This window comes from Silvimonas sp. JCM 19000, from assembly GCF_054652575.1.
The window spans coordinates 1-23,419 of the sequence record NZ_BAAIHC010000030.1; the positions used below are offsets into that span (position 1 = coordinate 1).

At 60.4% G+C, this 23,419-nt stretch carries 21 protein-coding genes; 7 read left to right on the forward strand and 14 right to left on the reverse strand.

Annotated elements, in window-relative coordinates; all coding sequences use genetic code 11:
- Positions 1-111 precede the first annotated feature (111 nt).
- Positions 112-1,020, reverse strand: a complete 909-nt coding sequence (gene prmB / locus ACYQ1A_RS19155) for a 50S ribosomal protein L3 N(5)-glutamine methyltransferase (protein ID WP_499364675.1) — start codon at positions 1,018-1,020, stop codon at positions 112-114.
- A 142-nt stretch (positions 1,021-1,162) separates the two neighbouring features.
- Between prmB and ACYQ1A_RS19160 the strand changes: the two genes are divergently transcribed.
- The gene (locus ACYQ1A_RS19160; protein ID WP_499364677.1) at positions 1,163-1,897 is read left to right on the forward strand and encodes an alpha/beta hydrolase; all 735 of its coding nucleotides are present in this window, start codon (positions 1,163-1,165) and stop codon (positions 1,895-1,897) included.
- Here ACYQ1A_RS19160 and ACYQ1A_RS19165 read toward each other — a convergent pair.
- The 7 genes from ACYQ1A_RS19165 to ACYQ1A_RS19195 form a co-directional block, all read right to left on the reverse strand.
- Complete coding sequence (locus ACYQ1A_RS19165) at positions 1,894-2,802, reverse strand: carbohydrate kinase family protein (protein ID WP_499364679.1); 909 nt, start codon at positions 2,800-2,802, stop codon at positions 1,894-1,896. The genes ACYQ1A_RS19160 and ACYQ1A_RS19165 overlap by 4 nt on opposite strands.
- A 114-nt stretch (positions 2,803-2,916) precedes the next feature.
- A complete protein-coding gene (locus ACYQ1A_RS19170; RefSeq protein WP_499364681.1) occupies positions 2,917-4,002 on the reverse strand; it encodes a septal ring lytic transglycosylase RlpA family protein in 1,086 nt (361 codons plus the stop codon).
- 18 nt (positions 4,003-4,020) lie between these two features.
- Entirely contained in the window at positions 4,021-5,130 is a 1,110-nt protein-coding gene (gene rodA / locus ACYQ1A_RS19175; protein WP_499364684.1) for a rod shape-determining protein RodA, read from the reverse strand.
- A complete protein-coding gene (gene mrdA / locus ACYQ1A_RS19180; protein ID WP_499364687.1) occupies positions 5,123-7,015 on the reverse strand; it encodes a penicillin-binding protein 2 in 1,893 nt (630 codons plus the stop codon). The genes rodA and mrdA overlap by 8 nt, the downstream gene beginning before the upstream one ends.
- Complete coding sequence (gene mreD, locus ACYQ1A_RS19185; protein WP_499364689.1) at positions 7,012-7,518, reverse strand: rod shape-determining protein MreD; 507 nt, start codon at positions 7,516-7,518, stop codon at positions 7,012-7,014. Before mreD ends, mrdA begins: the two co-directional genes overlap by 4 nt.
- The gene (mreC, locus tag ACYQ1A_RS19190) at positions 7,518-8,411 is read right to left on the reverse strand and encodes a rod shape-determining protein MreC (protein ID WP_499364691.1); all 894 of its coding nucleotides are present in this window, start codon (positions 8,409-8,411) and stop codon (positions 7,518-7,520) included. The genes mreD and mreC overlap by 1 nt, the downstream gene beginning before the upstream one ends.
- Before the next feature lie 151 nt (positions 8,412-8,562).
- Positions 8,563-9,609, reverse strand: coding sequence for a rod shape-determining protein (locus ACYQ1A_RS19195; protein ID WP_053937630.1), 1,047 nt, complete (start codon positions 9,607-9,609; stop codon positions 8,563-8,565).
- Between the two features lie 253 nt (positions 9,610-9,862).
- Between ACYQ1A_RS19195 and gatC the strand changes: the two genes are divergently transcribed.
- The 5 genes from gatC to gatB are packed head-to-tail and all read left to right on the forward strand — an operon-like array spanning position 9,863 to position 14,417.
- On the forward strand, positions 9,863-10,150 hold the full coding sequence (gene gatC / locus ACYQ1A_RS19200; RefSeq protein ID WP_053937694.1) for an Asp-tRNA(Asn)/Glu-tRNA(Gln) amidotransferase subunit GatC: 288 nt from the start codon (positions 9,863-9,865) through the stop codon (positions 10,148-10,150).
- A complete protein-coding gene (lpcA, locus tag ACYQ1A_RS19205; RefSeq protein WP_062223540.1) occupies positions 10,147-10,740 on the forward strand; it encodes a D-sedoheptulose 7-phosphate isomerase in 594 nt (197 codons plus the stop codon). Before gatC ends, lpcA begins: the two co-directional genes overlap by 4 nt.
- A 5-nt stretch (positions 10,741-10,745) precedes the next feature.
- The gene (gene gatA, locus ACYQ1A_RS19210) at positions 10,746-12,197 is read left to right on the forward strand and encodes an Asp-tRNA(Asn)/Glu-tRNA(Gln) amidotransferase subunit GatA (RefSeq protein WP_499364700.1); all 1,452 of its coding nucleotides are present in this window, start codon (positions 10,746-10,748) and stop codon (positions 12,195-12,197) included.
- Between the two features lie 4 nt (positions 12,198-12,201).
- Positions 12,202-12,954: a GNAT family N-acetyltransferase gene (locus ACYQ1A_RS19215; protein ID WP_499364703.1), complete on the forward strand. Its 753-nt coding sequence runs from the start codon at positions 12,202-12,204 to the stop codon at positions 12,952-12,954.
- 35 nt (positions 12,955-12,989) lie between these two features.
- Positions 12,990-14,417 carry an Asp-tRNA(Asn)/Glu-tRNA(Gln) amidotransferase subunit GatB gene (gene gatB, locus ACYQ1A_RS19220; RefSeq protein ID WP_499364705.1) on the forward strand — a complete coding sequence of 476 codons (1,428 nt, stop codon included), beginning with the start codon at positions 12,990-12,992 and terminating at the stop codon, positions 14,415-14,417.
- 130 nt (positions 14,418-14,547) lie between these two features.
- Here gatB and ACYQ1A_RS19225 read toward each other — a convergent pair whose 3' ends face one another.
- From ACYQ1A_RS19225 to ACYQ1A_RS19250, 6 genes are all read right to left on the reverse strand, one after another.
- Entirely contained in the window at positions 14,548-16,899 is a 2,352-nt protein-coding gene (locus ACYQ1A_RS19225) for a di-heme oxidoredictase family protein (protein ID WP_499364708.1), read from the reverse strand.
- 314 nt (positions 16,900-17,213) lie between these two features.
- Entirely contained in the window at positions 17,214-18,167 is a 954-nt protein-coding gene (locus ACYQ1A_RS19230) for a glycerophosphodiester phosphodiesterase family protein (protein ID WP_499364712.1), read from the reverse strand.
- A 198-nt stretch (positions 18,168-18,365) separates the two neighbouring features.
- Positions 18,366-19,640 carry a dihydroorotase gene (locus tag ACYQ1A_RS19235; RefSeq protein ID WP_499364715.1) on the reverse strand — a complete coding sequence of 425 codons (1,275 nt, stop codon included), beginning with the start codon at positions 19,638-19,640 and terminating at the stop codon, positions 18,366-18,368.
- Positions 19,637-20,623 carry an aspartate carbamoyltransferase catalytic subunit gene (locus ACYQ1A_RS19240; protein ID WP_499364718.1) on the reverse strand — a complete coding sequence of 329 codons (987 nt, stop codon included), beginning with the start codon at positions 20,621-20,623 and terminating at the stop codon, positions 19,637-19,639. Before ACYQ1A_RS19240 ends, ACYQ1A_RS19235 begins: the two co-directional genes overlap by 4 nt.
- Positions 20,624-20,677: 54 nt before the next feature.
- Entirely contained in the window at positions 20,678-21,109 is a 432-nt protein-coding gene (gene ruvX, locus ACYQ1A_RS19245; protein WP_062224302.1) for a Holliday junction resolvase RuvX, read from the reverse strand.
- Positions 21,110-21,199: 90 nt separating this feature from the next.
- Positions 21,200-21,757: a YqgE/AlgH family protein gene (locus ACYQ1A_RS19250; protein ID WP_499364722.1), complete on the reverse strand. Its 558-nt coding sequence runs from the start codon at positions 21,755-21,757 to the stop codon at positions 21,200-21,202.
- 95 nt (positions 21,758-21,852) lie between these two features.
- Here ACYQ1A_RS19250 and ACYQ1A_RS19255 point away from each other — a divergent pair, with 95 nt between their 5' ends.
- Positions 21,853-23,289 (forward strand): cryptochrome/photolyase family protein, encoded by a 1,437-nt coding sequence (locus tag ACYQ1A_RS19255; protein ID WP_499364726.1) that lies wholly within the window; start codon positions 21,853-21,855, stop codon positions 23,287-23,289.
- The last annotated feature ends 130 nt before the right edge of the window (positions 23,290-23,419 follow it).

Consider the following 23,419-nt stretch of genomic DNA (forward strand, 5'->3'; position numbering starts at 1 on the left):
TCAGCAGTTAAGGGTTTGTTCAGCGCAAGCGAACATCAAAAATGCGCCGCAAGCAAATGCGTTCACGTCCAGCAATCCCTCAATCCGCACCAGCCCCGCAAGCCGTCTCCCTCAATACCCCGCATCCACCAACATCTGCCGCGTCAGCAAAAACACAAACCCATCGCCGCTGCTGGTATCCAGCCACACAAAGGGCAGCTCCGGATAGGCCTCTTCCAGCACATCGCGATTGTGGCCAATCTCCACCACCATCACGCCATGCGAGGTCAGCATGGTCGTGCCGGCTTCGATAATGCGCCGCGTGATATCCAGACCATCTTCGCCGCTCCCCAGCGCCATCTCGGGCTCATGCGTATATTCATGCGGCAGCTCTTCCATCGAGTGCGCATCCACATACGGCGGGTTCGAGATGATCAAGTCATAAGTTTCGCCCGCCAGTTCGGTAAACAGATCGGAATCGATCAGATGGATACGCCCGCCGAGGTCGTATTCCAGCACGTTGATTTCAGCCACATCCAGCGCATCGGACGACAAATCAACCGCATCAATCTCGGCATCAGGAAAATAATCCGCCATCAAAATCGCCAGGCAGCCGCTACCGGTACACAAATCCAGCGCCCGATGCACCAGTTCCGGATGCTCGATCCACGGTTCCAACGCGTCTTCGCGCAGCAGTTCGGCGATAAACGAACGCGGCACGATGGTGCGCTCATCCACATAAAACCGGTATTCGCCCAGGAAGGCTTCTTTGGTCAGATACGCCGCCGGAATCCGTTCTTCGGCGCGGCGCTGGATCACCGTCAGCACCTTGTCGATTTCGGCAGGCAGCAAGGTCGCATCCAGAAACGGCTCCAGCCGGTCGCGTGGCAGGCCCAGCGTGGCCAGCATCAGATACACCGCCTCGTCATAGGCGTTGTCGGTGCCGTGGCCGTAAAACAGTTTGGCGTCGTCAAAGCGGGTGACGGCAAAGCGCAAGCAGTCGCGCAGAGTGGTGAAATGGGTGCGGGCAACGTCGTACATGGGGGCCAACCTTCTGAAACCGTGAATGCCCGATAGTGTAGCAGGCTCGTCAAGCCCCTCAGGTTGCGCAATCGTGGCAAAACCTTGCGTATCGCGATCGGGTTATCGTGAACGCTTGTGCGTCTACGCAGAGGAAAAACCCATGCCCGTTCAACTGACTGTGCAGCATCGCGGTCGCCATCTTATCGGCAGCGCCGACTTGCCCGTCGGCCCGGCGCGCGCCGGGCTGTTGCTGCTGCATGGCTTTACTGGCTCGCGTACCGAATTCACTTATTTGTTTGTGCATCTGGCGCGCTTGCTGACGGCGCGTGGCATTGCGGTATTCCGCTTTGATTTTGCCGGGTGTGGCGAAAGTGACGGTGACTTTGCCGAGCTCTCGATGGCCGACCAGGCGGCACAAACCGCAGCCATGCTTGATCAGGTTCAGGCGAATTACCCGGAGCTGCAGTGGCACGTGTTGGGTTTCAGCATGGGCGCGTTGGCGGCGACGCTGGTGGCGCCGATGCGGCCGGAACTGGCCTCGCTGATGCTGTTGGCGCCTGCCGGCAATATCGATAGCGTGCTCAAAGCGCTGGCGTTGCAGCCGCCCGTGGCGGGGGGCTACGACTATCTGGGGCTGACCATCAGCGACGCATTATTGAAAGAAGCCGAAACCTTTGATCTGGGCGCTGCGGCCAGTCAATTGCGCTTGCCCACGCTGGTGCTGCATGGGATGGACGACGTGGTGGTGCCCGCGCGAATCGGCGAGGCTGTGGCGGCGCAGATTCCGGGCGGACGTTATCGCGGCTTTGCGGGGGCTGACCACGTCTTTGCCCGGATTGCCCATCGGCGGCAACTGGCCGCCGCCATTGCAGACTGGGTGGAAAAACGCGCTTAAGCCGCGCCTGCCATCAGGGCGCGCACTTCGGCGGTGGTGGGGGCGTAGGCACCATGCTGGCGGCACACCGTTGCTGCGGCGGCGCAGGCAAAGTCCAGATGCGCTTGCAGACCGGCTGCGGGCTGGGTCAGCACCGAACACATCCAGCCGCCCATGCTGGCGTCGCCCGCGCCCACGGTATCGGCCACTTCTACCTTGAACACCGGCCGATGCAGCGTTTCAGTCGGCGTCATCAAGGTCATACCGGCACCGCCCTGCGTCAGCAGAATATCGGCGCTGGGCGCCCAGCCGCGCAGGATGGCAATGCCTTGTTCCAGCGTCTGGCCGGGGAAGAGATGGGTGAGGTCTTCGTCCGATACCTTGATGAAATCAGCCAGCTCGCTCATGCGTTGCAGCGTGGCGGCATAGGCCGGGTCGGCCATGATCTTGCGGTAGTTGGGGTCAAAACAGATGCGTTTGCCCGCAGCCTTGATCTGCCCGGCCAGCGCGACCAGGCGGCTGGCCAGCGGCTCGCGCACCAGGCTGATACACCCGAAGTGGGCGATCTGCACATCGTCCATCCAGCCTGCGGGCAGTTGGGTGTGATCAAAATGCAGGTCGGCGCTGTCGTCACCAATAAAGAAATACTGCGGCGGATTTTTCGACGGCACCATGGCCAGGAAGGGTGCTTTATCCACGCGCTGCAGAAAGCGTTCGTCCAATCCGGCTTCCAGTGCCAGCCGGGCCAGGTCGTTGCCGAAATTGTCGGTACTGACCGCCCCGGCGTAGCCGGTGGGCAGGCCCAGCCTGGAGGCCACGCGCGCCACGCTCCAGCACGAGCCGCCGGGCACCGCGCGCCACAAGCCGTCGCCTTCGGCAATAAAGTCAGTCAGGGCTTCGCCAAATACGACAAATTGCGGGTTCATGGTGCGCGGTCATCCATAGCAGTTGAGTTGCAGGATTATGCAGTGAACACGTGTGCAAATGCATCGGGCTTTTAATGTATCAGCGCGCCAACCGTCGACCGGCGCCGTCCCGGCTTATTGCGCGACCACCACTTGCATATTGTGGCTGCCGCTGATGCGCTCTGCCGCAGCCAGCGCCGCTTTGCGATCGGCAAACGGCCCCAGTTTGACCCGATGCAGATTGCCGCTGGACTGGATGGTCACCGCTGCGCCATCGCCGTTCAGATCGCGCGCCATATGGTCGCGGAAGTTTTCGGCGTTAGTGAGCGAGCCAAATGCGCCCAGTTGCAGATAAACGCTGCCGCTGCTGGCCACCGAAACCGGCACGCGTTCGGGTTTGCTGTCGGCCGCGGGGGCAGCGGTGGCGCCGGGCACAGCGGCGATAACGCCGCTGCTACTGACGGGCAAAGTGGCGACCGGGGCATCAGGCGGCAAGGGGTGAGCGGCGGCCTGGGCGACATCCACCGGCGGCGGAATTTCGCCCGGGGCCAGGCTTTCCACCACGACTTCGGCGCTGCCATTCATGGCGTAACCAAGGCGGCAGGCGGCCAGAAACGACAAATCCATCACCCGGCCACGCTTGAACGGGCCGCGATCATTCACACGCACAATCACACTGCGGCCGTTTTTGACGTTGGTGACACGGGCGTAGCTGGGCAGCGGCAGGATGGGTGAGGCGGCGGTCATGGTGTACATGTCGTAAATTTCGCCGGTCGAGGTTTTCTGGCCGTTGAACTTGCGGCCATACCATGACGCCATGCCTTGTTGGTTCAGCTTGCCCGCGCTGCGCAGCGGAGTGAAATTCTGCCCGAGTACGGTGTAGGGATTATTGGCAAAGCGATGCAGCGGCTCGGCCTTGGGCGTCGGCTCGGGCACAAAGTCCAACCATTCCGGCAAGTTGTCTTGCGGACCATCATCCAGGTAGAAGTTGCCGGTGCCTTTGGCGCCTGCGGTATAAGCGCAGTGATACGGCGACGGGCTATTGGCCAGCGTCGTGGGTGGCTGATTCAGCCCTTGCGTGGGCGGGGCGCCGGTGGCGGGTGAGGCGGGGGTGGCAGGGACGGGCTGGCGCGGCGCGCTACCGCAGGCGACCAGCAGCGTGGTCAATGCAACGCTGGCGCAGCGGCGCCAGGTGATGATCTCAGTCCATGTCTTCGCCACGCCCACTCGCCCTCTTTTTCAGTTCTTCATCAGTTTGCGATCTTTCTGCACGCTCATCAGAATGCCGAACGCCGCCATCAACGACACCATCGAGGTGCCGCCATAAGACACCAGCGGCAACGGCACGCCCACCACCGGCAGAATGCCGGACACCATGCCCATATTGACGAAGGCATAGGTAAAGAAAGTCAGCGTCAACGCGCCAGCCAGCAAGCGGCCAAACAAGGTCGAGCCGTTATTGGCGATATGCAGTCCACGGCCAATCAACATCAAATACAGCAACAACAACACGATATTGCCGGCCAGGCCGAATTCCTCGCCGAATACGGCAAAGATAAAGTCGGTGGTGCGTTCCGGAATAAAGTCGAGGTGAGTCTGGGTGCCGTTCAGCCAGCCTTTGCCAAATGGCCCGCCGGAGCCGATGGCAATGGTGCCCTGAATAATGTGATAGCCAGCGCCGAGCGGATCCTGCATCGGATCAAGCATGGTGGCGACGCGTTGGCATTGGTATTCGCGCAGGATATGAATACACAAGTTCCAGTGCGTTACCACATACGCCAGGCCGCCGCCCGCCACGACCAAAGCGCCTATCAGATACCAGGAGAGCCCGGCAAAAAACATCACATAAAAACCAGATGAGGCAATCAGCAAGGCCGTACCCAGATCAGGCTGTTTAAGAATCAGCCCCATCGGAATAACCAGCAAGATCATCGCCACCAGAAAGTGCTTCCAGTTGAGCGTGGCTTCGTAATGATGAAAATACCAGGCCAGCATCATCGGCAAGCCCAGCTTCATTAATTCAGACGGCTGAATGGTGACGCCGATATTGAGCCAACGCCGTGCGCCATGGCTGACCGAGCCAAATAACGCCACGCAAATCAACAGCACCACGCCGACCACATAAACCGGCAGGGCCAGCCGCATCAAGACTTGCTGCGGCATATTCGCCATCACCCACAGCACGCACAAAGCCACGCCCATAAAGGTGAATTTATCGTTGAGCTTGCCCATATCCTGGTTGGATGCGGAAAACAGCACAATCGACGACAAAATAAACAGCAAGAACAAAAACAGCAGCAGCCACGGATCAATTGGCCGCACAAAGCGATCCCAGAGCACTTTAATCACTGTCGCTGCTCTCCACCTCAGAAGCCGGTTGGGCGGGTTCTTTGCCGGTCAGATAATAATCCAGCACCTGCCGCGCAATCGGCGCCGCTGCCGCCGCACCCCAACCGCCGTTTTCAACCAATACGGCCAGCGCAATTTTCGGGTCTTCCGCCGGGGCATAGGCAATAAACCAGGCGTGGTCGCGCAAATGCGCTTTGGTGCCGCTTTCGCTGTATTTGGCGCCTTTCAGGCTATAAACCTGGGCGGTACCGGTTTTGCCCGCCGCGGTGTACGTGGCGCCAGCAAAGGCTTTGGCGCCGGTGCCCTCGCGGATTACCCCCGCCATTGCCCGCTTGACCACGTCCACATTGGATTGCTTCCAGTTCATGATCTTTTCGGGTGTGGGTTCCACCACCGTGCGGGCGCCGGTTTTACCGTCGACCAAATAGGCCACCATATGCGGACGATATTCTCTGCCGTCATTGGCCAGCGTGGCGGTAGCATGCGCCATTTGCAGCGGGGTATAGGCGTTGTAGCCCTGGCCAATGCCGATGGAGATGGTTTCGCCAGCAAACCATTTTTGCTGCGCCGGATTGCGGAAGCGTTTTTTCTTCCATTCTTGCGACGGCAGTACGCCGGGCTGCTCGCCATTGATATCCACGCCGGTGGGCTTGCCGAAATCCATGCTGCCCATAAAGCGCGAGATTGCATCGATACCCATCACATTGGCCAGCGAGTAGTAATACACGTCGCAAGACACCACGATGGAACGATACATATCCACCATGCCGTGGCCGCCCACCTTGTCGTCGTGGAAGGTATGGCCGCCAAAATTGAACACCCCGGTATCGGCAATCACCTGATTGGGCGAGCGGAAATTACCTTCCAGCGCGCCCAGGGCCATAAACGGCTTGAAGGTGGAACCCGGCGGATACGTGCCGCGCAAGGCCCGGTTATTCAGCGGTTTATCCGGGCTGGTATTCAGATCATTCCAGCTTTGCGGATCAATGCCATCGACAAACAGATTCGGATCAAAACCGGGTTTGGACACAAACGCCAATACCCCGCCATTCTTGGGGTCTATGGCCACCAAAGCGCCTTTGCGATCACCAAATGCGTTTTCCGCAATTTGCTGCAGCTTGATATCGACCGACAGAATCAGGTTTTTACCCGGCTGCGGCGGCGTGCGGCGCAAAGTACGAATGGCGCGACCACCGGCATCGATTTCGACTTCTTCAAACCCGGTGGTGCCGTGCAGATATTGTTCGTAACTTTCTTCAATACCGACCTTACCGATATGGTCGGTGCCACGGTAATTGGCCAGCTCGCCTTTATCGTCCAGATCATCCAGATCTTTTTCGTTGATGCGGCCGATATAACCAATCAGATGGGACGCGACTTCGCCCAGTGGATATTGGCGGAATAAACGTGCTTTGACTTCGACGCCAGGAAATTGATAACTGTTGGCGGCAAATCGGGCGACTTCTTCATCGGTCAGCCGGGTTTTGATCGGCAGCGATTCAAAGTCCTTGGTATCTTCCATCAGCTTTTTAAAGCGACGGCGATCCTTGGGCGTGATCTCGATAATCTTGTTGAGCCGATCAATACAGTCTTCCAGCACGCCCACGCGCGACGGCGTGATTTCCAGCGTATAAGCCGAAAAGTTATGCGCCAGCACCACGCCGTTACGGTCATAGATAATGCCGCGCGGTGGCGCGATCGGAACCAGCGAGATGCGGTTCTGCTCGGCCATGGTCTGGTATTTGTCGTGCTGCATCACCTGCAGCCAGCTAAAGCGCGCGGCCAGCAAGCCAAACAACACCAGCACCAGCAAGGCGGCTGCGGCGATACGGATCTGGAACGCATAGCGCTCAGATTGTTGATTTTTAAGCTCGTTACGACTCATAGCGCTTCAGATTTCGGCTTGCGCTGGTACATCAGCAACAAATTGGAAAGCGGCGTCCAGATGATGGCGGCCAATACGCTGCCAGCAAAATAGCCCCAGCCGACAAAAGAGGCGCCCAGCAGCAGACGGATGATGACCATCAGCGCCTGCGACAGCCACAGCATGCCCAGTGCCACCAGGGCCTGTTGCCAGAACGGAAACACATTGAGCAGGCGTTGCCGCGACAGCGTCAGATAGGCGATCACGGCATAGGCAAAGGCATGTTGGCCCAGCACGTTGCCGTCGCCCACATCCATCAGCACGCCCAGCATGAAGGCCACACCTACGCCCACCCGTCGCGGCTGGTTGAGCGTCCAGTACACGATAAACAGCGCAACAAAGTCAGGCGTGAAGTTGGCGACTTCGGCTTGCCACGGCAGCAGGTTGATCACCAGCGCGACAATAAAAGTAAATGTGATAAACGCGCCCCCAACGGGACGCAGTAGCTGGCTGGATACCGGCATTAACGGCCTCGTTTCTTCTTGTCGGGGATGGGCGTCGGGGTAACAGGGTAGGGCGGCAGCTCGCGTGCGGTGTTTAACACCAGCAGAAAGCGGTGCTGATCCACATCAGCAAGCGGCGCACAAATAATGCGGGCAAAGGCGCTGCTGGCGGAACGATCGATGCGTAGCACGCGCGCCACCGCCAGACCCGCCGGGTAAATGCCGTCTATGCCGGAGGTGACCAGACGATCGCCTTCTTTGATATCGACATTGGGCGCCATATTGCGCACTTCCAGCGGCTGGTTGCGGCCCATGCCATAAATGACGGTGCGCAACTGATTGCGCTCTACCATCACCGGCACCATCTGGTCGCGGTCGGTAATCATGCGGACTTCGGACGTCAGCGGCTGGATGCGGATGATCTGGCCCACTACGCCCACGGTGTCGATAACGGCCTGGCCCGGCGCGATGCCGGCGCGTTCGCCCCGATCAACGATCAAACGCGCGGTAAACGGATCACGCCCGTTGTAGAGGATTTCAACCAGTTGCGAAGGCGAGCCAAACGAAGCCTGGCGTGCGTCGAGCTGACGCAGACGCAGGTTTTCGGCTTCTAGCGCCTTCATCTTCATCGCTTGCGCCTGGGCCACCAGTTGCGCATCGTTCAGACGTCGGTTTTCGGCCAGCAGATCGGCTTGGCGGCTAAAGAACTGGGTGGTGGTACGGGCAATCTCGAACGGTTCGGTGGCCAGCCATTGCAGCGGGTACAGCACCACCGAGACTTTCTCGCGCACCCGGTCGAGCATCTTGAAATGTGCGTCGCCCACGATCATCGCCAGCGAGATCACTGAAAATATCAAAAGCCGCGTCAGCGGCTTGGGGCCTTGCCTGAAAAAGGCGGGTTGCGTCGCTTGCATGGTTCACCTGGGGCTGTGGACGCCACTGTTAACCGATCCGCGCTATAGGACGTGCCGCAAACTGACAGCTAGACGGCCGCCACAGCGGGCGGCCGGTTACAGGCTGCAAGACGGTGCAAAGCACGCGCACCATGGCGGATGGCGCCGGAGATCAGTCGTTGGTGAAAATCGCCACGCCGCCCTTGTCCAGCTTTTCGAGCGCCTTGCCCGAACCGCGTACCACGCAGGTCAACGGGTCTTCGGCCACGATGACGGGCAGGCCGGTTTCTTCCATCAGCAGACGGTCCAGATCGCGCAGCAGCGCGCCGCCACCGGTCAGGACCATGCCTTTTTCGGCAATGTCGGCGCCCAGTTCCGGCGGCGTTTGTTCCAGTGCTTGTTTAACCGCGGACACGATCTGGTTCAGCGGTTCGGTCAGTGCTTCCAGGATTTCGTTGGAAGAAATGGTGAACGAACGCGGAATGCCTTCGGCCAGGTTGCGGCCTTTGACTTCCATCTCGCGCACTTCAGCGCCCGGAAACGCCGAGCCGATGCGCTTCTTGATTTCTTCAGCGGTGGTTTCACCAATCAACATGCCGTAGTTACGCCGGATGTAGTTGATGATGGATTCGTCAAACTTGTCGCCGCCCACGCGCACGCTGCTGGCATACACAATGCCGCCCAGCGAAATCACGCCCACTTCGGTGGTGCCGCCACCGATATCCACCACCATCGAGCCAGTGGCTTCTTCTACCGGCAAGTCCGCACCAATGGCCGCGGCCATTGGTTCTTCGATCAGCTCGACCTTGCGCGCACCGGCGCCGAGGGCGGATTCCTTGATGGCGCGGCGTTCTACCTGGGTAGAGCCACACGGCACGCAAATCACGATGCGCGGCGGGCTGCTGAACAAACGGCTGGGGTTCACCTTTTTGATGAACTGCTTGAGCATCTGTTCGGTGATGGTGAAATCGGCAATCACGCCGTCTTTCATCGGGCGGATGGCGGTAATGCTGCCCGGCGTGCGGCCCAGCATTTTCTTGGCTTCGGCACCTACGGCCAGGATGGTCTTTTTGCCGGACGGTCCGCCTTCTTGTTGAATGGCAACCACCGAAGGTTCATCCAGCACAATACCTTTGCCTTGCATGTAGATCAGGGTGTTGGCAGTGCCAAGATCGATGGCAATGTCGTTGGCAAAATAGCCGGAGAGAAGACCAAACATCGTTTACTCACAGTCGGATTCGGGTTCTGACAAAACGGCACAGGCAGCGGGCCTGTGCCTCGAAATGAATGATGCAAATCCGCAATCTGGTCCTGTAGAAACACCGCAGATACCCAGTGGGACTGGCATGGCGTACAAGGCCCGCCGGGCCCGCCGTGGCTGTCGTCGGCATCTGTTGCGGATGCCGCCGGGGCTTCGGCGAATCAAGGGCGGTATGATACCCTATCCCGTTGATGTTAATGAAGGCAAAACCATGTCCCTTTCGCTTGATGATGTGAAGCGCATCGCGCGCCTCGCGCGCATTGCCGTCACCGATGAGGAAGTGGCGGCCAGCCAGGCCCAGTTGAACGGGCTGTTCGGCCTCATCGAAGAGATGCAATCCATTGATACCAAAGGTATCGAGCCCATGGCGCACGTCAGCGCCAGCCAGTTGCGCCTGCGTGAAGACGCGGCCACTGCACCCGACCGTCGCGACGCTTTTCAGGCCGTGGCCCCGGCTGTACAGGACGGTCTTTATCTGGTGCCCAAGGTGATCGAATGAGCGTGCAACGCGTACAAGCGCATTTTGAAGAAGCAGCCCAGGTGCTGGCCAAAGTACTGGCCGATCATGCGCTGTTAAGTTCCATCGACGCCGCTGCCGATTTGCTGGTGGATGCCTTCCGTTCCGGCCACAAGGCATTGTCTTGCGGCAACGGCGGCTCGCATTGCGACGCCATGCACTTTGCCGAGGAACTGTCCGGCCGGTATCGCGGCGATCGTCCGGCCCTGCCGGCGATGGCGGTATCTGACCCCTCGCACATTACGTGTGTGGCCAACGATTACGGCTTTAACGAGATTTTTGCCCGTGCCGTCGCCGCGTTCGGTCAGCCCGGCGATGTGCTGCTGGGCATTACCACCAGTGGCAATTCGGCCAATGTGATCCGCGCGGTGGAAGAAGCGCGCAAACGCAATATGCGCGTGATCCTGTTGATGGGCAAAGACGGCGGCAAGCTCAAGGATGCCGCCGATGTCGAGATCATCGTGCCGCATTTCGGCTATGCCGATCGCACGCAAGAAATCCATATCAAGATCATTCATACCCTGATCGACCTGATCGAACGTGGCCTCGGCTACGTCGATGAGAAGGAATGACCGGCATGTTCGAAAAAAGCATCAAGCAATTGTCCGCCGGGTTGGCGGCAGCGGAGTTTTCGGCCGTAGAACTGGCCACCGAATACCTGCAACGTGCCAAGGCCCTCAATGGCCAGCTCAATGCATATATCACGCTCAATGAAGACCTGACGCTGGCGCAAGCACGCGCAGCCGACGCCACCCGTGCTGCGGGCAACGCGGGCGCGCTGACCGGCGTGCCGCTGGCGCATAAAGATATCTTTTGCCAGGAAGGCTGGCGCACCACCTGCGGCTCAAAGATGCTGGAAAACTTTGTGTCGCCCTACTCGGCACACGTGGTGGAGAACATCGCCCGCGCCGGTATGGTCACGCTGGGCCGAACCAATATGGACGAGTTCGCCATGGGTTCGTCCAACGAAAACAGCTATTTTGGCGCGGTTAAAAACCCGTGGGATCTGAACGCGGTGCCGGGTGGTTCCTCGGGCGGTTCGGCCGCAGCCGTTGCCGCGCGCCTGGCCCCGGTGGCTACCGCCACCGACACTGGCGGTTCGATTCGCCAGCCTGCGGCGTTTTGTGGCGTCACCGGCATCAAACCCACCTATGGCGTGGTCAGCCGCTTTGGCATGATCGCGTTTGCCAGCTCGCTGGATCAGGGCGGCCCGATTGGCAAAAGCGCGGAAGACTGCGCGCTGCTGCTCAATGTGATGGCGGGCTTTGATGAGCGCGACGCCACCAGCGTGGAACGCGCCACCGAAGATTACACGCGTGATCTGGCGCAACCGCTGTCTGGCCTGCGCATTGGTCTGCCCAAAGAATATTTTGCGGAAGGCCTCGATGCCGAAGTGGCGCGTGCAATTGACGCCGCTATCGAAGAATACAAAAAGCTGGGTGCGACCATCGTCGAGATTTCGCTGCCCAACACGCGTATGGCCATCCCGTCTTATTACGTGATTGCACCGGCCGAAGCGTCGAGCAACCTTAGCCGCTTTGATGGCGTGCGTTACGGTCATCGCGCCGCGCAATACGACGGCCTGACCGAGATGTACGAAAAGACGCGTGCTGAAGGGTTCGGTTGGGAAGTCAAACGCCGCATTCTGACCGGCACCTATGTGCTCAGCCACGGCTATTACGACGCCTACTACCTGCAAGCGCAGCGCGTACGCCAGTTGCTGGCTAATGACTTTGCGGCAGGCCTGGCGCAATGCGACGTGATCGCTGCGCCGGTTGCGCCGACGGCGGCGTGGAATATCGGCGAAAAAGCCGATGACCCCATGGCCATGTACCTGGCCGACATCTACACGCTGGGCGTCAACCTGGCGGGCTTGCCCGGCCTGAGCCATCCGATCGGTTTTGCCGGCAACGGCCGCCCGATCGGCATGCAGCTGATTGGTAATTACTTTGCCGAAGCGCGCTTGCTGAATGCGGCCCACCAGTACCAGCAAGTGACCGACTGGCACACCCGCGCGCCGGCATTGTAAGCCCATGATCGGTGAGCCGCAGATCGCCTTGCTGGAAGGCCTGGCACAAAGTGCCTGGCCTGCGCTGCAGTCGCTGATGATTGATGGCTGGTGGTTGCGCATGGCCGAGGGTTACACCAAGCGCGCCAATTCAGTGACGCCGCTCAACGACGGCATCATGCATCTGGAGCACAAGCTGGCGATCTGCGAACGCACGTATGCCATGCACGATTTGCCGAGCATCTTCAAGCTGACCTCAGCCCACGAAGAGCTCGACGCCGTGCTGGCATTGCGTGGTTACGAAAAGCTGGATTTATCCAGCGTGCAGATGGTGGAGCTGGCCAGTTTTCTGCATTTCTACGACACCGACGTGCATTTGTACGGCGGCCCGACCGAGGAATGGCTGAACGCGTTCTGCCGCTTCAGCAAAGTCAGCTACAGCAAAAAGCCGTTGATCGAAGACATGTTTGCCAGCATGCCCGGCCCCGCCGCATTTGCAGTGCTGAAAGAAGGACGCACCGTGGTGGCGGTGGGGATGGCGGTGGCCATCATGGACCATCTGGTGCTGTTTGATATCTGCACCCACCCGGAGCATCGGCGTAAAGGCTATGCCCGGCGCGTGGTCAGCACTTTGCTGCGCTGGGGCCAGGAAGGCGGCACTGTGCTGGCCTTGCTGCAGGTGGTGGCGGATAACGAGCCCGCCATCCAGCTTTACGAAGATTTCGGATTCACCGAGCAATATCGCTATTGGTATCGCCGGAAGCGCGTTCGGCTCTAAGCCACGCTCTGGCGTTCACAGAAGAGAGACTGACCATGAAATGGGAAGTGGTAATCGGGCTGGAAGTACATACCCAGCTCACGACGAAGTCGAAGATTTTTTCGCCCGCCAGCACCGCCTTTGGCGCGGCCCCCAACACGCAAACCGCCGTGGTTGATATCGCCTTGCCGGGCGCTTTGCCGGTCATGAACAAAGCGGTGGTGGATAAAGCCATCCAGTTTGGCCTGGCCATTGGCGCCAATGTGCGGCGCCGTTCGGTCTTTGCGCGCAAGAATTACTTTTATCCCGATCTGCCCAAGGGCTACCAGATCAGCCAGTTTGAGCTGCCGGTGGTGGAAGGCGGCGCCATTACCATCAACGTCGATGGCGTGGAAAAAACCATCAATCTGACGCGCGCGCATCTGGAAGAAGATGCTGGCAAATCGGTGCACGAAGGCATGGTCGGCATGACCGGCATCGACCTGAACCGCGCGGGTACGCCGCTGCTGGAGATTGTCTCCGAGCCCGAAATGCGTTCCGCCGCCGAGGCCGTGGCCTATGCCAAGGCGCTGTATTCGCTGGTAACGTGGATCGGCATTTGCGACGGCAATATGCAGGAAGGCAGCTTCCGCTGCGACGTCAACGTGTCGGTGCGCCCGGAAGGCCAGAAAGAATTTGGCACGCGGCGCGAAATCAAGAACCTGAACAGCTTCCGCTTTATTGAACAAGCGGTGAAATCGGAAGTGCGCTGGCAGATCGAAACCATTGAAGACGGCGGCACCATCCAGCAAGCCACCGTGCTGTTCGACCCGGACACTGGCGAGACCCGCATGATGCGCAGCAAGGAAGACGCGCACGATTACCGTTATTTCCCCGATCCGGATTTGCCACCGTTGGTGATCAGCGAAGAATGGATCGAGCGTGTGCGCAGCGAACTGCCGGAGCTGCCGGGCGCCATGAAAGCGCGCTTCGAGAGCCAGTACAGCATTCCGGCCTATGACGCCGGCACGCTGACCGCCAGCAAGGCGCTGGCCGCTTACTATGAAGCCACCGTTGCGGCCGGTGCCGACGCCAAGCTCAGCGCCAACTGGATTATGGGTGACGTGTCGGCCACGCTGAACCGCGAGGAAAAAGACATCAGCGCGTGCCCGGTTTCGGCAGTTGCGCTGGCGGCGCTGATCAAGCGGGTGCAGGACAACACCATCAACAACAAGACGGCCAAAGACGTGCTGCGCAAGATGTGGGAAACCGGCGATGCCGCCGATGCCATCATCGAACGCGACGGCCTGAAGCAGGAAACCGACACCGGCGCCATCGAAGCCATCATCGATGGCGTGTTGGCTGCCAATGCGGGCATGGTTGAGGAATTCCGCGCCGGTAAGGAAAAAGCCTTCAATGCGCTGGTAGGCCAATGCATGAAGGCCAGCAAGGGCAAAGCCAACCCGGCGGTAGTGAACGAAATCCTCAAGCAAAAGCTAGGCTAAGCAAACATAGGGTGGGACTCGGCGTCCCCGTCAGACCCACCACTCAAAGCCGATGATGCGCACATTGCAGCATCAAAATACGGCTTTGGATGGTGGGTCTGACGGGGACGCCGAGTCCCACCCTATGCATTTACAGCGAGTTCACAAACTCGATCAGCTGCGCCCGGTCCGCGGCGGGCAGTTTCTTGAAGCGATCCCGCGCTGCCGTGCCTTGGCCGCCGTGCCACAAAATCGCTTCCTCCACCGTGCGGGCGCGGCCGTCGTGCAGATAGCGCACATTCGGATTGATCGACACTTGCAACCCCAGACCCCACAACGGCGCGGTGCGCCATTCCTGATTGCTGGCCACGCCTTCGGCATAGCTATCCGCCAGCGCTGCGCCCATATCGTGCAGTAGCAAATCGGAATAGGGCCGGATGGTTTGATTGCGTAATTCGGCAAAGCGATGGTTGGCACCCGTGGTCAAGGTCGCCACATGGCACGCGGTGCAACGGGCGGCGGCAAACAGACCAGCCCCACGCGCGATACGGGTTTGCGTGGCATTTTCCGCGTCGATCTGTTGCTGCGTCAGCGGCGAATTGGCCACCGCCTGGGCCACCAGCGTGGTGGCGCTGATGCCCAGCGGCGCTTCACCGGCAAAGTGACGCTGCGCAGGCACCGCCAGCAAACTGGTATAGCGCACCAGCAAATCCAGATCGCTATCGCTCAGCTTCGGCGCGCTGACATCCGCTGCCCGACACGCCGTACCGTTATCGGCCAGGCCGCAATAGCGTGTTGGCAACACCGAAGTGGTGACGCCCATATCGGCGTTCAGCGCTGCGGCCGTTTGCTGCAACACCGTGGCCGAGCTACCGCGCCAGCCAAACCGGCCGACCCGTCTGGTGGCCGGGTTAAGCGCGTCCGCCACAATCTGCAAACGACCGACCGCACCATCTGCATCGCTCTGGCTGGCGCTGGCCAGTGCGGCCAGTTCGGTTTCCGGCACCGCCTCCAGCAGGCCCATCCCGGCCAGATGCGGTGCAGCGCGCACCGAAAAGCGCGTTGGCAAACTCAGCGCTTTGCCACTGGTGTCGGTCAGCGCGTAATGCGGCTGTTGCAAGGTGTATGCCGTGCCATCGGGATAACTGCCGCTGGTTTGCGTGTAGCTATCAATTTTCAGGATCGCCTGGCGGCCATCAAAGGTCTTGCCGTTCTCCGTCACCAGACCCATGGACATGCGCGGGCCAAAGCGGCTGTCCACGATGTTCTTGCCATTGGCATCCAGCGCGCCCGTCATGACCACCATATTGCTCAGCGCACTGTTCAGGCTGGGCGAGCTTTTGCCGTTGGCGGTATGGCAGGCGATACATGACGATTGCTGGAACATCGGTCCGGCTTTGCCCGCCTGCGCGGTGAAGTCCGGATTGCCGGTCTCGCTGTGTTGGCCGGTCAGGAATGAGGTGTGGAACAAACGGCGGCCTTCGATCCAGGGCTGCATATTGATGCCGGCGATATTGGTGCCCGCCTGCTGCAGACTCATTTCCGGCTGGCCTGAGGTGTCTTCCTGCAGCGTCATGCTGCCGCCGCTCAGCGCCGTGGCCGGTAGCAGTTGCGTGTCCCACGGAATGGCAGCGGTGCTCGGCCCGCGATACCACGGCTGTACGCCCGGCGTGCCCACCTTGTACACCAGCACATCCGAGTAGTAATTAAAGCGGCCCATGATCTGGTCATCGCCGGACAAGAAGATGCCCAGCTCAAATTCCACCAGATCACCCGGCTTGAGCGCCCGGCCTTTGACCGCGTTGCGGTCGATCTGCTTGACCAGCACAAATTCGCCCGGCTTGGGCGGCACATTCAAATCCTGATTGATGTTATTGCTGGTTGGGTCTTGCCCCAGCGCCGCGTAATTGGCGATCGGGGTTTTGCTTACCACCCCGCCCGGCAGCAGCTTCATGCCGCCATTGTCGGCATACAAGGCGACGGCGGTCGGGCCGGGATCGTCGCCGTCGCGGCGGCCGATATAGCCTTCGCGAAAGTTGGTGCCATACAACCACCACTGCGGCTGCATCACGATGGTCAGCACGCGTGCGGTCGGGTCGGTGGGTGACACGTTTTCGTAAATGGTGAGCTGGTGCGTACGGCGCTCAAAATAATGCGCGGCAAACAAACCATAAAGATCGCCACTGCCGGGCGGATCGCTTTGCTCACGCGCATGCCGGTCGCGCGTGCGGCCACCGATTTGGGTCACCAGCGTGCCGTCGGCCAGGGTGTATTGCGTGGCTGGTTGCTGCTCGTCAAAGCTGAGCGGGGTATAGGCGTCGCCACTGGCGGTCGGTGCGGGCACCGGCGTGGGGGTGGCGGTGGGAGTGCTGCTGGGGGTGGGCGTAGGGGTGGGATTGATTTGCGCGGCGTTGTCGCCGCCGCTTCCGCCGCCGCCACAGGCCGCCAATATCAAACTCGAAGTCAACAGCAGCCCAGTTAATCGCTTTGCGCTTGTAGTCATAGCCTGTCCGGTGTCTGTGTCGCCGTCCGCGGGATGGTCGCGGCGGCGTATTGATCTGAGGGGGTAAAACAGAACCGGGGCGAGAATTGCACTGCTGTGAGCCAGCGCACAAGCGTGATTGATACAGAGCGGTACTGAAGGCAGAAATGCGCAGACAAACGTCGCAAAAAACGTAGAAAAATGCCTTGCCGCGACACTGACCTTTTTGGGCGGACATGCCGCAAAACGTCAGTATTGGCGCGGGTTTGCGCGGTGTTGCTGCAAAGCGGAACACCGCGCAATACCCCGAAATAATCAGACGTGTATCGACCGCTTTACGGGCATGCCAAAGGCAGCTTCAGCCCGCTGCGTAGCGCCCGCATTTTTGCTGGCGAATCAACCAATACCGCATTCATGCCCAGGCACGTGGCGGCCTTCAGGTCGTCCGCGCTGTTGACGGCAATTGCCGTCAGCCAGGCCGGGCCGCGTTGGCGGAAACACTGCACTGCTGCCGGCGTCCACAAGCGCGCGTTGACGCTGCTGCGGCCTTCGCCCAAGGTAAACGTCTCCACCAGATCGACTTTGCGGCTGATTTCAAATGCCGCCCGCGTCCCCGCTTCCGGGGGCAGGCACTGCCCGGCCAGATCGACCTGCGCCAGCCGCAAACGCGTGGCATCGCGGCTCTCATACATCTGCGCCTGGCGATACGGCGCAAACGCTTGTTGATAGTCGGCCTCGGTCGAATACAAGGTCACCCGTTGCCACGCGCGTGCGCCATCGAGCACCTGCGCCACTGCGGCAGCTTGCGGCGCGGCGGGCAGGGCTTTCATATCCAGAATGACCGGGATCTCGGGCGGGATGGCATTGAGCGCATCCAGCAAGGTGGGCACCGGCACACTGCGGGTCCGCCACGGATAGGTTGTTACGCCAGCGGTTTGCTTGAACTGCCAACCGGCGTTGAGCTGCTGCAATTCGGCCAGCGTGTGCTCGGCCACTTTGCCCTGGCCGTTGGTCAGCGCGCTGAGGTCCGCCGGGCGATACAGCACCGGCACGCCGTCGCGACTCAGTTGCACCGTCAGCCAGATTGCCTCTGCCCCGTTCGACAAGGCGGTGGCGATGGCGGGGAGTGTGTTCTCGGGTGCATCGGCGGTGCCTGCGCGATGCGCGATCAAGGTGGGCCAGTGTTGCTGCGGCGCGGTTGGCGGCCGCGTGGCGTCGTCAGCAAGCCCGACGCAACCACCTAGTGCAAGCGTGGTTAAACAAAGCAGTAGATTGGTCTGGTAGCGCATTTCGATGTCCCCCACAGAAGTCGGGCCTTAGCTTAGGTGGGGCCGCGGGGGGAAGAAACGGCAATATGCAGTCGCACCATCAGGTGGTGTTTACAAGAAGGCCGGGGCGAAGAGGCCGGCTGAAATCGCCAGAAATAACGCGGAGAGGCGGATGCCGGGTGGGGTGCGTTACCCCGCCTGGGGGTAACGCACCCTGGTTCATGCGCTGTAGACGACTTTGCCTTTGACCAGCGTGTATTTGACCTTGCCACGCACTTCGCGGCCGTTGAATGGCGTGTTCTTGCCCTGGCTTTTAAGGGCCTGCGGCGTGACCATCCAGTAATCATCAAGGTCGACCAGCGTCAGGTCGGCGCGGCAACCGGGGCGCAGGCTGGCTTCAAAGCCGAGCATGGCGGCCGGCGCGCTGGTGATGCGGCCGAGTGCCAGCGGCAGCGGCACTTTGTATTGTTCGGCCCAGGCCAGGGTGAGCGGCAGCAGCAATTCCAGCCCGGTGGCGCCTGCCTCAGCCTCGGCAAACGGCACCAGCTTGGCATCGTCATCCACCGGCGTGTGGTCCGAGCAGATGGCATCGATGGTGCCATCAAGCAAGGCGGTATGGATGGCATCGCGGTCGCGCACGCTGCGCAGCGGTGGGTCAAAACGGAACAGGCTGTCGAAGTAGCCAATATCAATATCGGCCAGATGCAGATGATTGATCGATACATCGCAGGTTAGCGGCAAGCCGTCGCGTTTGGCCTGGCGTACCAGCGCCAGCCCGGCCGCACTGGAAACCAGACGCAGATGCACGCGGGCGCCCGTAGCACGCATCAGTTCGGTGATGGTATTGATGGCCACCGTTTCAGCAATCACCGGAATACCGGTCAAACCCAGGCGCGAGGCGTATTCGCCATCGTGCGCCACGCCATCGCCCGCCAGCGTGGGCTCTTGCGCGCGCAGGCGCAGCTCGATATCAAAGGTGGCGGCGTATTGCATGGCGCGGTACAGCACTTGCAGATTCTGGATCGGATGATTGGCCTGGCTGAAGGCCACACACCCGGCGTCGCGCAATTCGGCCAACTCGGTCAGATCTTCGCCGTTCAGACCGCGCGTCAAGGCGCCGACCGGATAGACGCGGGCCAGATCCAGATTGCGCGCGCGTTGGCGCAGCATGGTGACCAGACCGGGCTCGTCCAGCGGCGGATCGGTGTCGGGGGGGCAGACCACGCTGGTAACGCCGCCGGCGACGGCGGCGGCCATTTCGGAGGCCAGCGTTGCTTTGTATTCAAAGCCGGGCTCGCGCAGGCGCGCGGACAAATCCACCAGTCCCGGTAGCACCAACAAGCCAGTTGCGTCGATGTCGCGTTCAGACACAAAGCCGTCGGGCGCAGCGCCTATGGCCACGATATTGCCTTCGGCCAGGTACAGATCGGCGATCTGGTCCAGCCCATGCGCCGGGCACAGCAGCCGGCCGTTGCGGATTACAGTGGGTTTCATGCGGCGTGACCTTTGTGGTGGGCCAGGGCGTGGGCCTGGTTTTCTGCGACGAGTGCCATCACTGCCATGCGCACGGCGATGCCGAACGTCACTTGTGGCAGGATCACGGCCTGGTGGCCATCGGCCACGGCGGAGTCGATTTCGACGCCACGGTTCATCGGGCCGGGGTGCATCACGATGGCATCGGGCCGGGCCAGCGCCAGTTTTTCCGCGGTCAGGCCGTAGTATTTAAAGAATTCCTGAGTGGACGGCAGATAGGCGCCGCTCATGCGCTCGTTCTGCAGGCGCAGCATCGCCACCACATCGACGTCTTTCAGACCTGCGGCCATATCGTGATAAACATGCACGCCCAGTTGCTCGACCCCGATCGGCAGCAAGGTCTTGGGCGCGATCACACGGATTTCCGGGCAGCCCAGCGTGCTGAGCGCATGAATCTGCGAACGGGCCACGCGGGAATGCAGAATATCGCCGACGATAGCCACACGCAGACCGGTGAAATCGCCTTTGAAATGGCGGATGGTGTACATGTCCAGCAGTGCCTGCGTGGGATGCGCGTGGCGGCCATCGCCAGCGTTAACCACGGCAATGCCGGGTTTGACGTGTTGCGAAATCAGATGCGCCGCGCCCGATTGCGCATGCCGCACCACAAACAGATCAGCGCCCATCGCTTCCAGATTGTGGATGGTGTCGAGCAGCGTTTCGCCCTTGGCGGTGGACGATGCGTTGATGTTCAGGTTGATGACATCGGCGCTAAGACGCTTGGCGGCAATCTCGAAGGTGGTGCGGGTGCGGGTCGAGTTCTCAAAAAACAGGTTGAAGACCGACTTGCCGGTGAGCACCGGAAATTTCTTGTGGCCCTGTTCCATCTCGGTCACGTATTCGGCGGCGCGGTCCAGGATCTGTTCCAGCACCGTGCGCGGCAGGCCTTCGGTGCTCAACAGATGGATAAGCGCCTTGTTGGCATCCAGTTGTGGATTTTTCATATGGGTTTCCAGCAGAGTCTTACGAATCGGGGTAGGGCGGGCTGCGGCGTAGCATCAATCGGGCGGCGCACTCATGATGGCGCCATCAAACCAGCCTTGCAGGATCTGCATGGCCGCCACCTGGTCGAGCGCGGTTTTCTGTTTGCGGCCGCGCACGCCGCTTTCATCAAGCGCATTGCTGGCGGCGGCGGAGCTAAGGCGTTCATCCACATAATCGACCGGCAGATTAAAGCGGCCGTACAGACGCTGCCCAAATTTGCGCGCCAGCTTGCTCATGGCGGTGGGTTCGCCGTCCAGCGACAGCGGCATGCCCACCACCAGTTGTTGCGGTTGCCATTCGGCGATCAGCGCGGTGATACGGGCAAAGCGCGTGTCATTGTCGATGGCGGCAATGGTGCAGACCGGGTGTGGGATGCCCAGCTCGGTGGAGCCAACCGCCACACCGATGCGTGCTTCGCCAAAATCAAATGCAAGAAGGGTACTCATGCGCCACCAGAATTCAGCCGCGACGGCTGCGGATACAAACACCCCCCTGACCAGCAGGGGGGCGACTTTGCGGGGTTAGCGCGCGGCACATCAGGCATGGCCAGCTTCTTTAGACAACATGGCCATATCGATGCCCATCAGCGCGAGGGCGGCTTCGTAACGGCCTTCGGGCGGCAGGCTGAAAATAATGTCCGGATCGGCATCGACCGAGATCCACGCGTTCTGCGCGATTTCGTTTTCCAGCTGGCCGGCTTCCCAACCGGCGTAGCCCAGCGTCACAAACAGATGCTCGGGGCCCGCGCCTTCGCCGACCGCCAGCAGAATATCTTTGGACGTGGTCAGGCCGATTTCTTCGCTGACTGCCAGGGTCGATTGCCATTCGCCCAGGGGCTGATGCAGCACAAAGCCGCGATCGGTTTGCACCGGGCCGCCAAAATGCACCGGCAAATCAACCACATCGGGTCGATGCAACTCAACGTCGATCTGCTCGAACAGCGATGACAGCGCCATCCCGAGCGGGCGGTTAACAATCACGCCCATGGCACCGCGCTCGTTGTGATCGCAGATATAGGCCAGGGTGCGTTCAAAGATCGGGTCTACCAGATTCGGCATTGCGATCAGAAATTGTCGCGTCAGATTCATATCCATGGGTCCAATTATTGCACAAGCACTGCGGTGCGCGGTTAACTCAACCGGGGCGTTCCCTTCGTATACTGAACGCCCATCGATGACCCAGATTCACAATGGCTAAAACTTCAGTAAAGCAGAAAGCGTTGTTCTGGTTTCGGCGCGACCTGCGTCTGCATGACAACGCCGCTCTGTACCATGCGCTTAAATCGGGCGCCGAGGTAGTGCCCGTGTTTGTCTTCGACCGCGATATTCTGGACGGTTTGCCGCAGTCCGACCGGCGGGTGGCGTTTATCCACGCCAGCATGCATGCACTGCAAGCCGAACTGCGCAAGGCGGGCAGCGACCTGATCACAGTACACGATCACGCCGTCGCTGCCATCGTCAACCTGGCCCGGCAACATGACCTGACTGCGGTGTATACCAACCACGACTATGAACCCGCCGCCCGTGCGCGCGATGAACAGGTGCGCCATGCACTGGAACAAACTGGCGTCGAATTGCTGACCTTCAAGGATCAGGTGATCTTTGAGCGCGACGAAGTGCTCACTCAGGCGGGTGGCATGTTCAGTGTGTTTACGCCGTACAAGCGGGCGTGGATGCAAAAGCTGAATGCCTTTTATCTGAAAGCCTATCCGGTGCGGCAATACCTGGCGCAACTGGCGCCGCTGCCGCCGCAAGTCATACCAACGCTGAAGCAACTGGGTTTTGCCGCCGACGCGCTGGACGGCTTGCGCGTGACGCCGGGCGTGGAGGGGGGCGAGGCGTTGTTTGAAGACTTCAAGCACCGGATCAACCGCTATCACGAAACGCGCGATTTTCCGGCGATTAAAGGCCCGTCTTATCTATCGGTACATCTGCGCTTTGGCACGGTGTCGCTACGCGAACTGGCCGCTTATGCGCATCATCGCGGCGGCGAGGGCGCCAATACCTGGCTGAGCGAACTGGTATGGCGTGATTTTTATGCGCAAATCCTGTGGCATCGGCCCGACGTGGCTGAGCAGGCCTTCAAGCCGGAATACCAGCACCTGGCTTTTGCTAATGACGAGACCTTGTTTGTCGCCTGGTGTGAAGGCCGCACCGGCTACCCGCTGGTGGATGCCGCCATGCGCCAGCTCAATCAGACCGGTTATATGCACAACCGGTTGCGCATGGTGACGGCCAGTTTTCTGGTCAAGGATCTGCTGGTCGACTGGCGCTGGGGTGAGCGCTATTTTGCCGAGAAGCTGATTGATTTTGATCTGGCGTCCAACAACGGCGGCTGGCAATGGGCGGCCAGCACCGGCTGCGATGCGCAACCGTATTTCCGTATCTTTAATCCCGTAATGCAGTCAGAAAAATTCGACGCGGAGGGCCGCTTTATTTTGCGTTATTGTCCGGAGCTGACGGGCCTGAGCGGCAAAGCCTTGCATGCGCCGTGGCTGGCCAAACCCGGTGTGCTGGAAAAAGCCGGTATCCGGCTGGGGCATGATTACCCCGAACCCGTGGTGGACCATGGCACGCAGCGCGATCGGGCGTTGGCGCTCTTCAAAAAGGCCAGGCCGGAAAGATGAGCGTATGGCGGGCGCGCGCTTAAACACCTATCTTTCAGGGATGGCGCAATCGTGTCGCTACGCCGTAAGCCGCTTGCCCCATAAACGCGAATCCGCAGGACCTTCTGATGCCGGTGTTGCCACGCCCTCG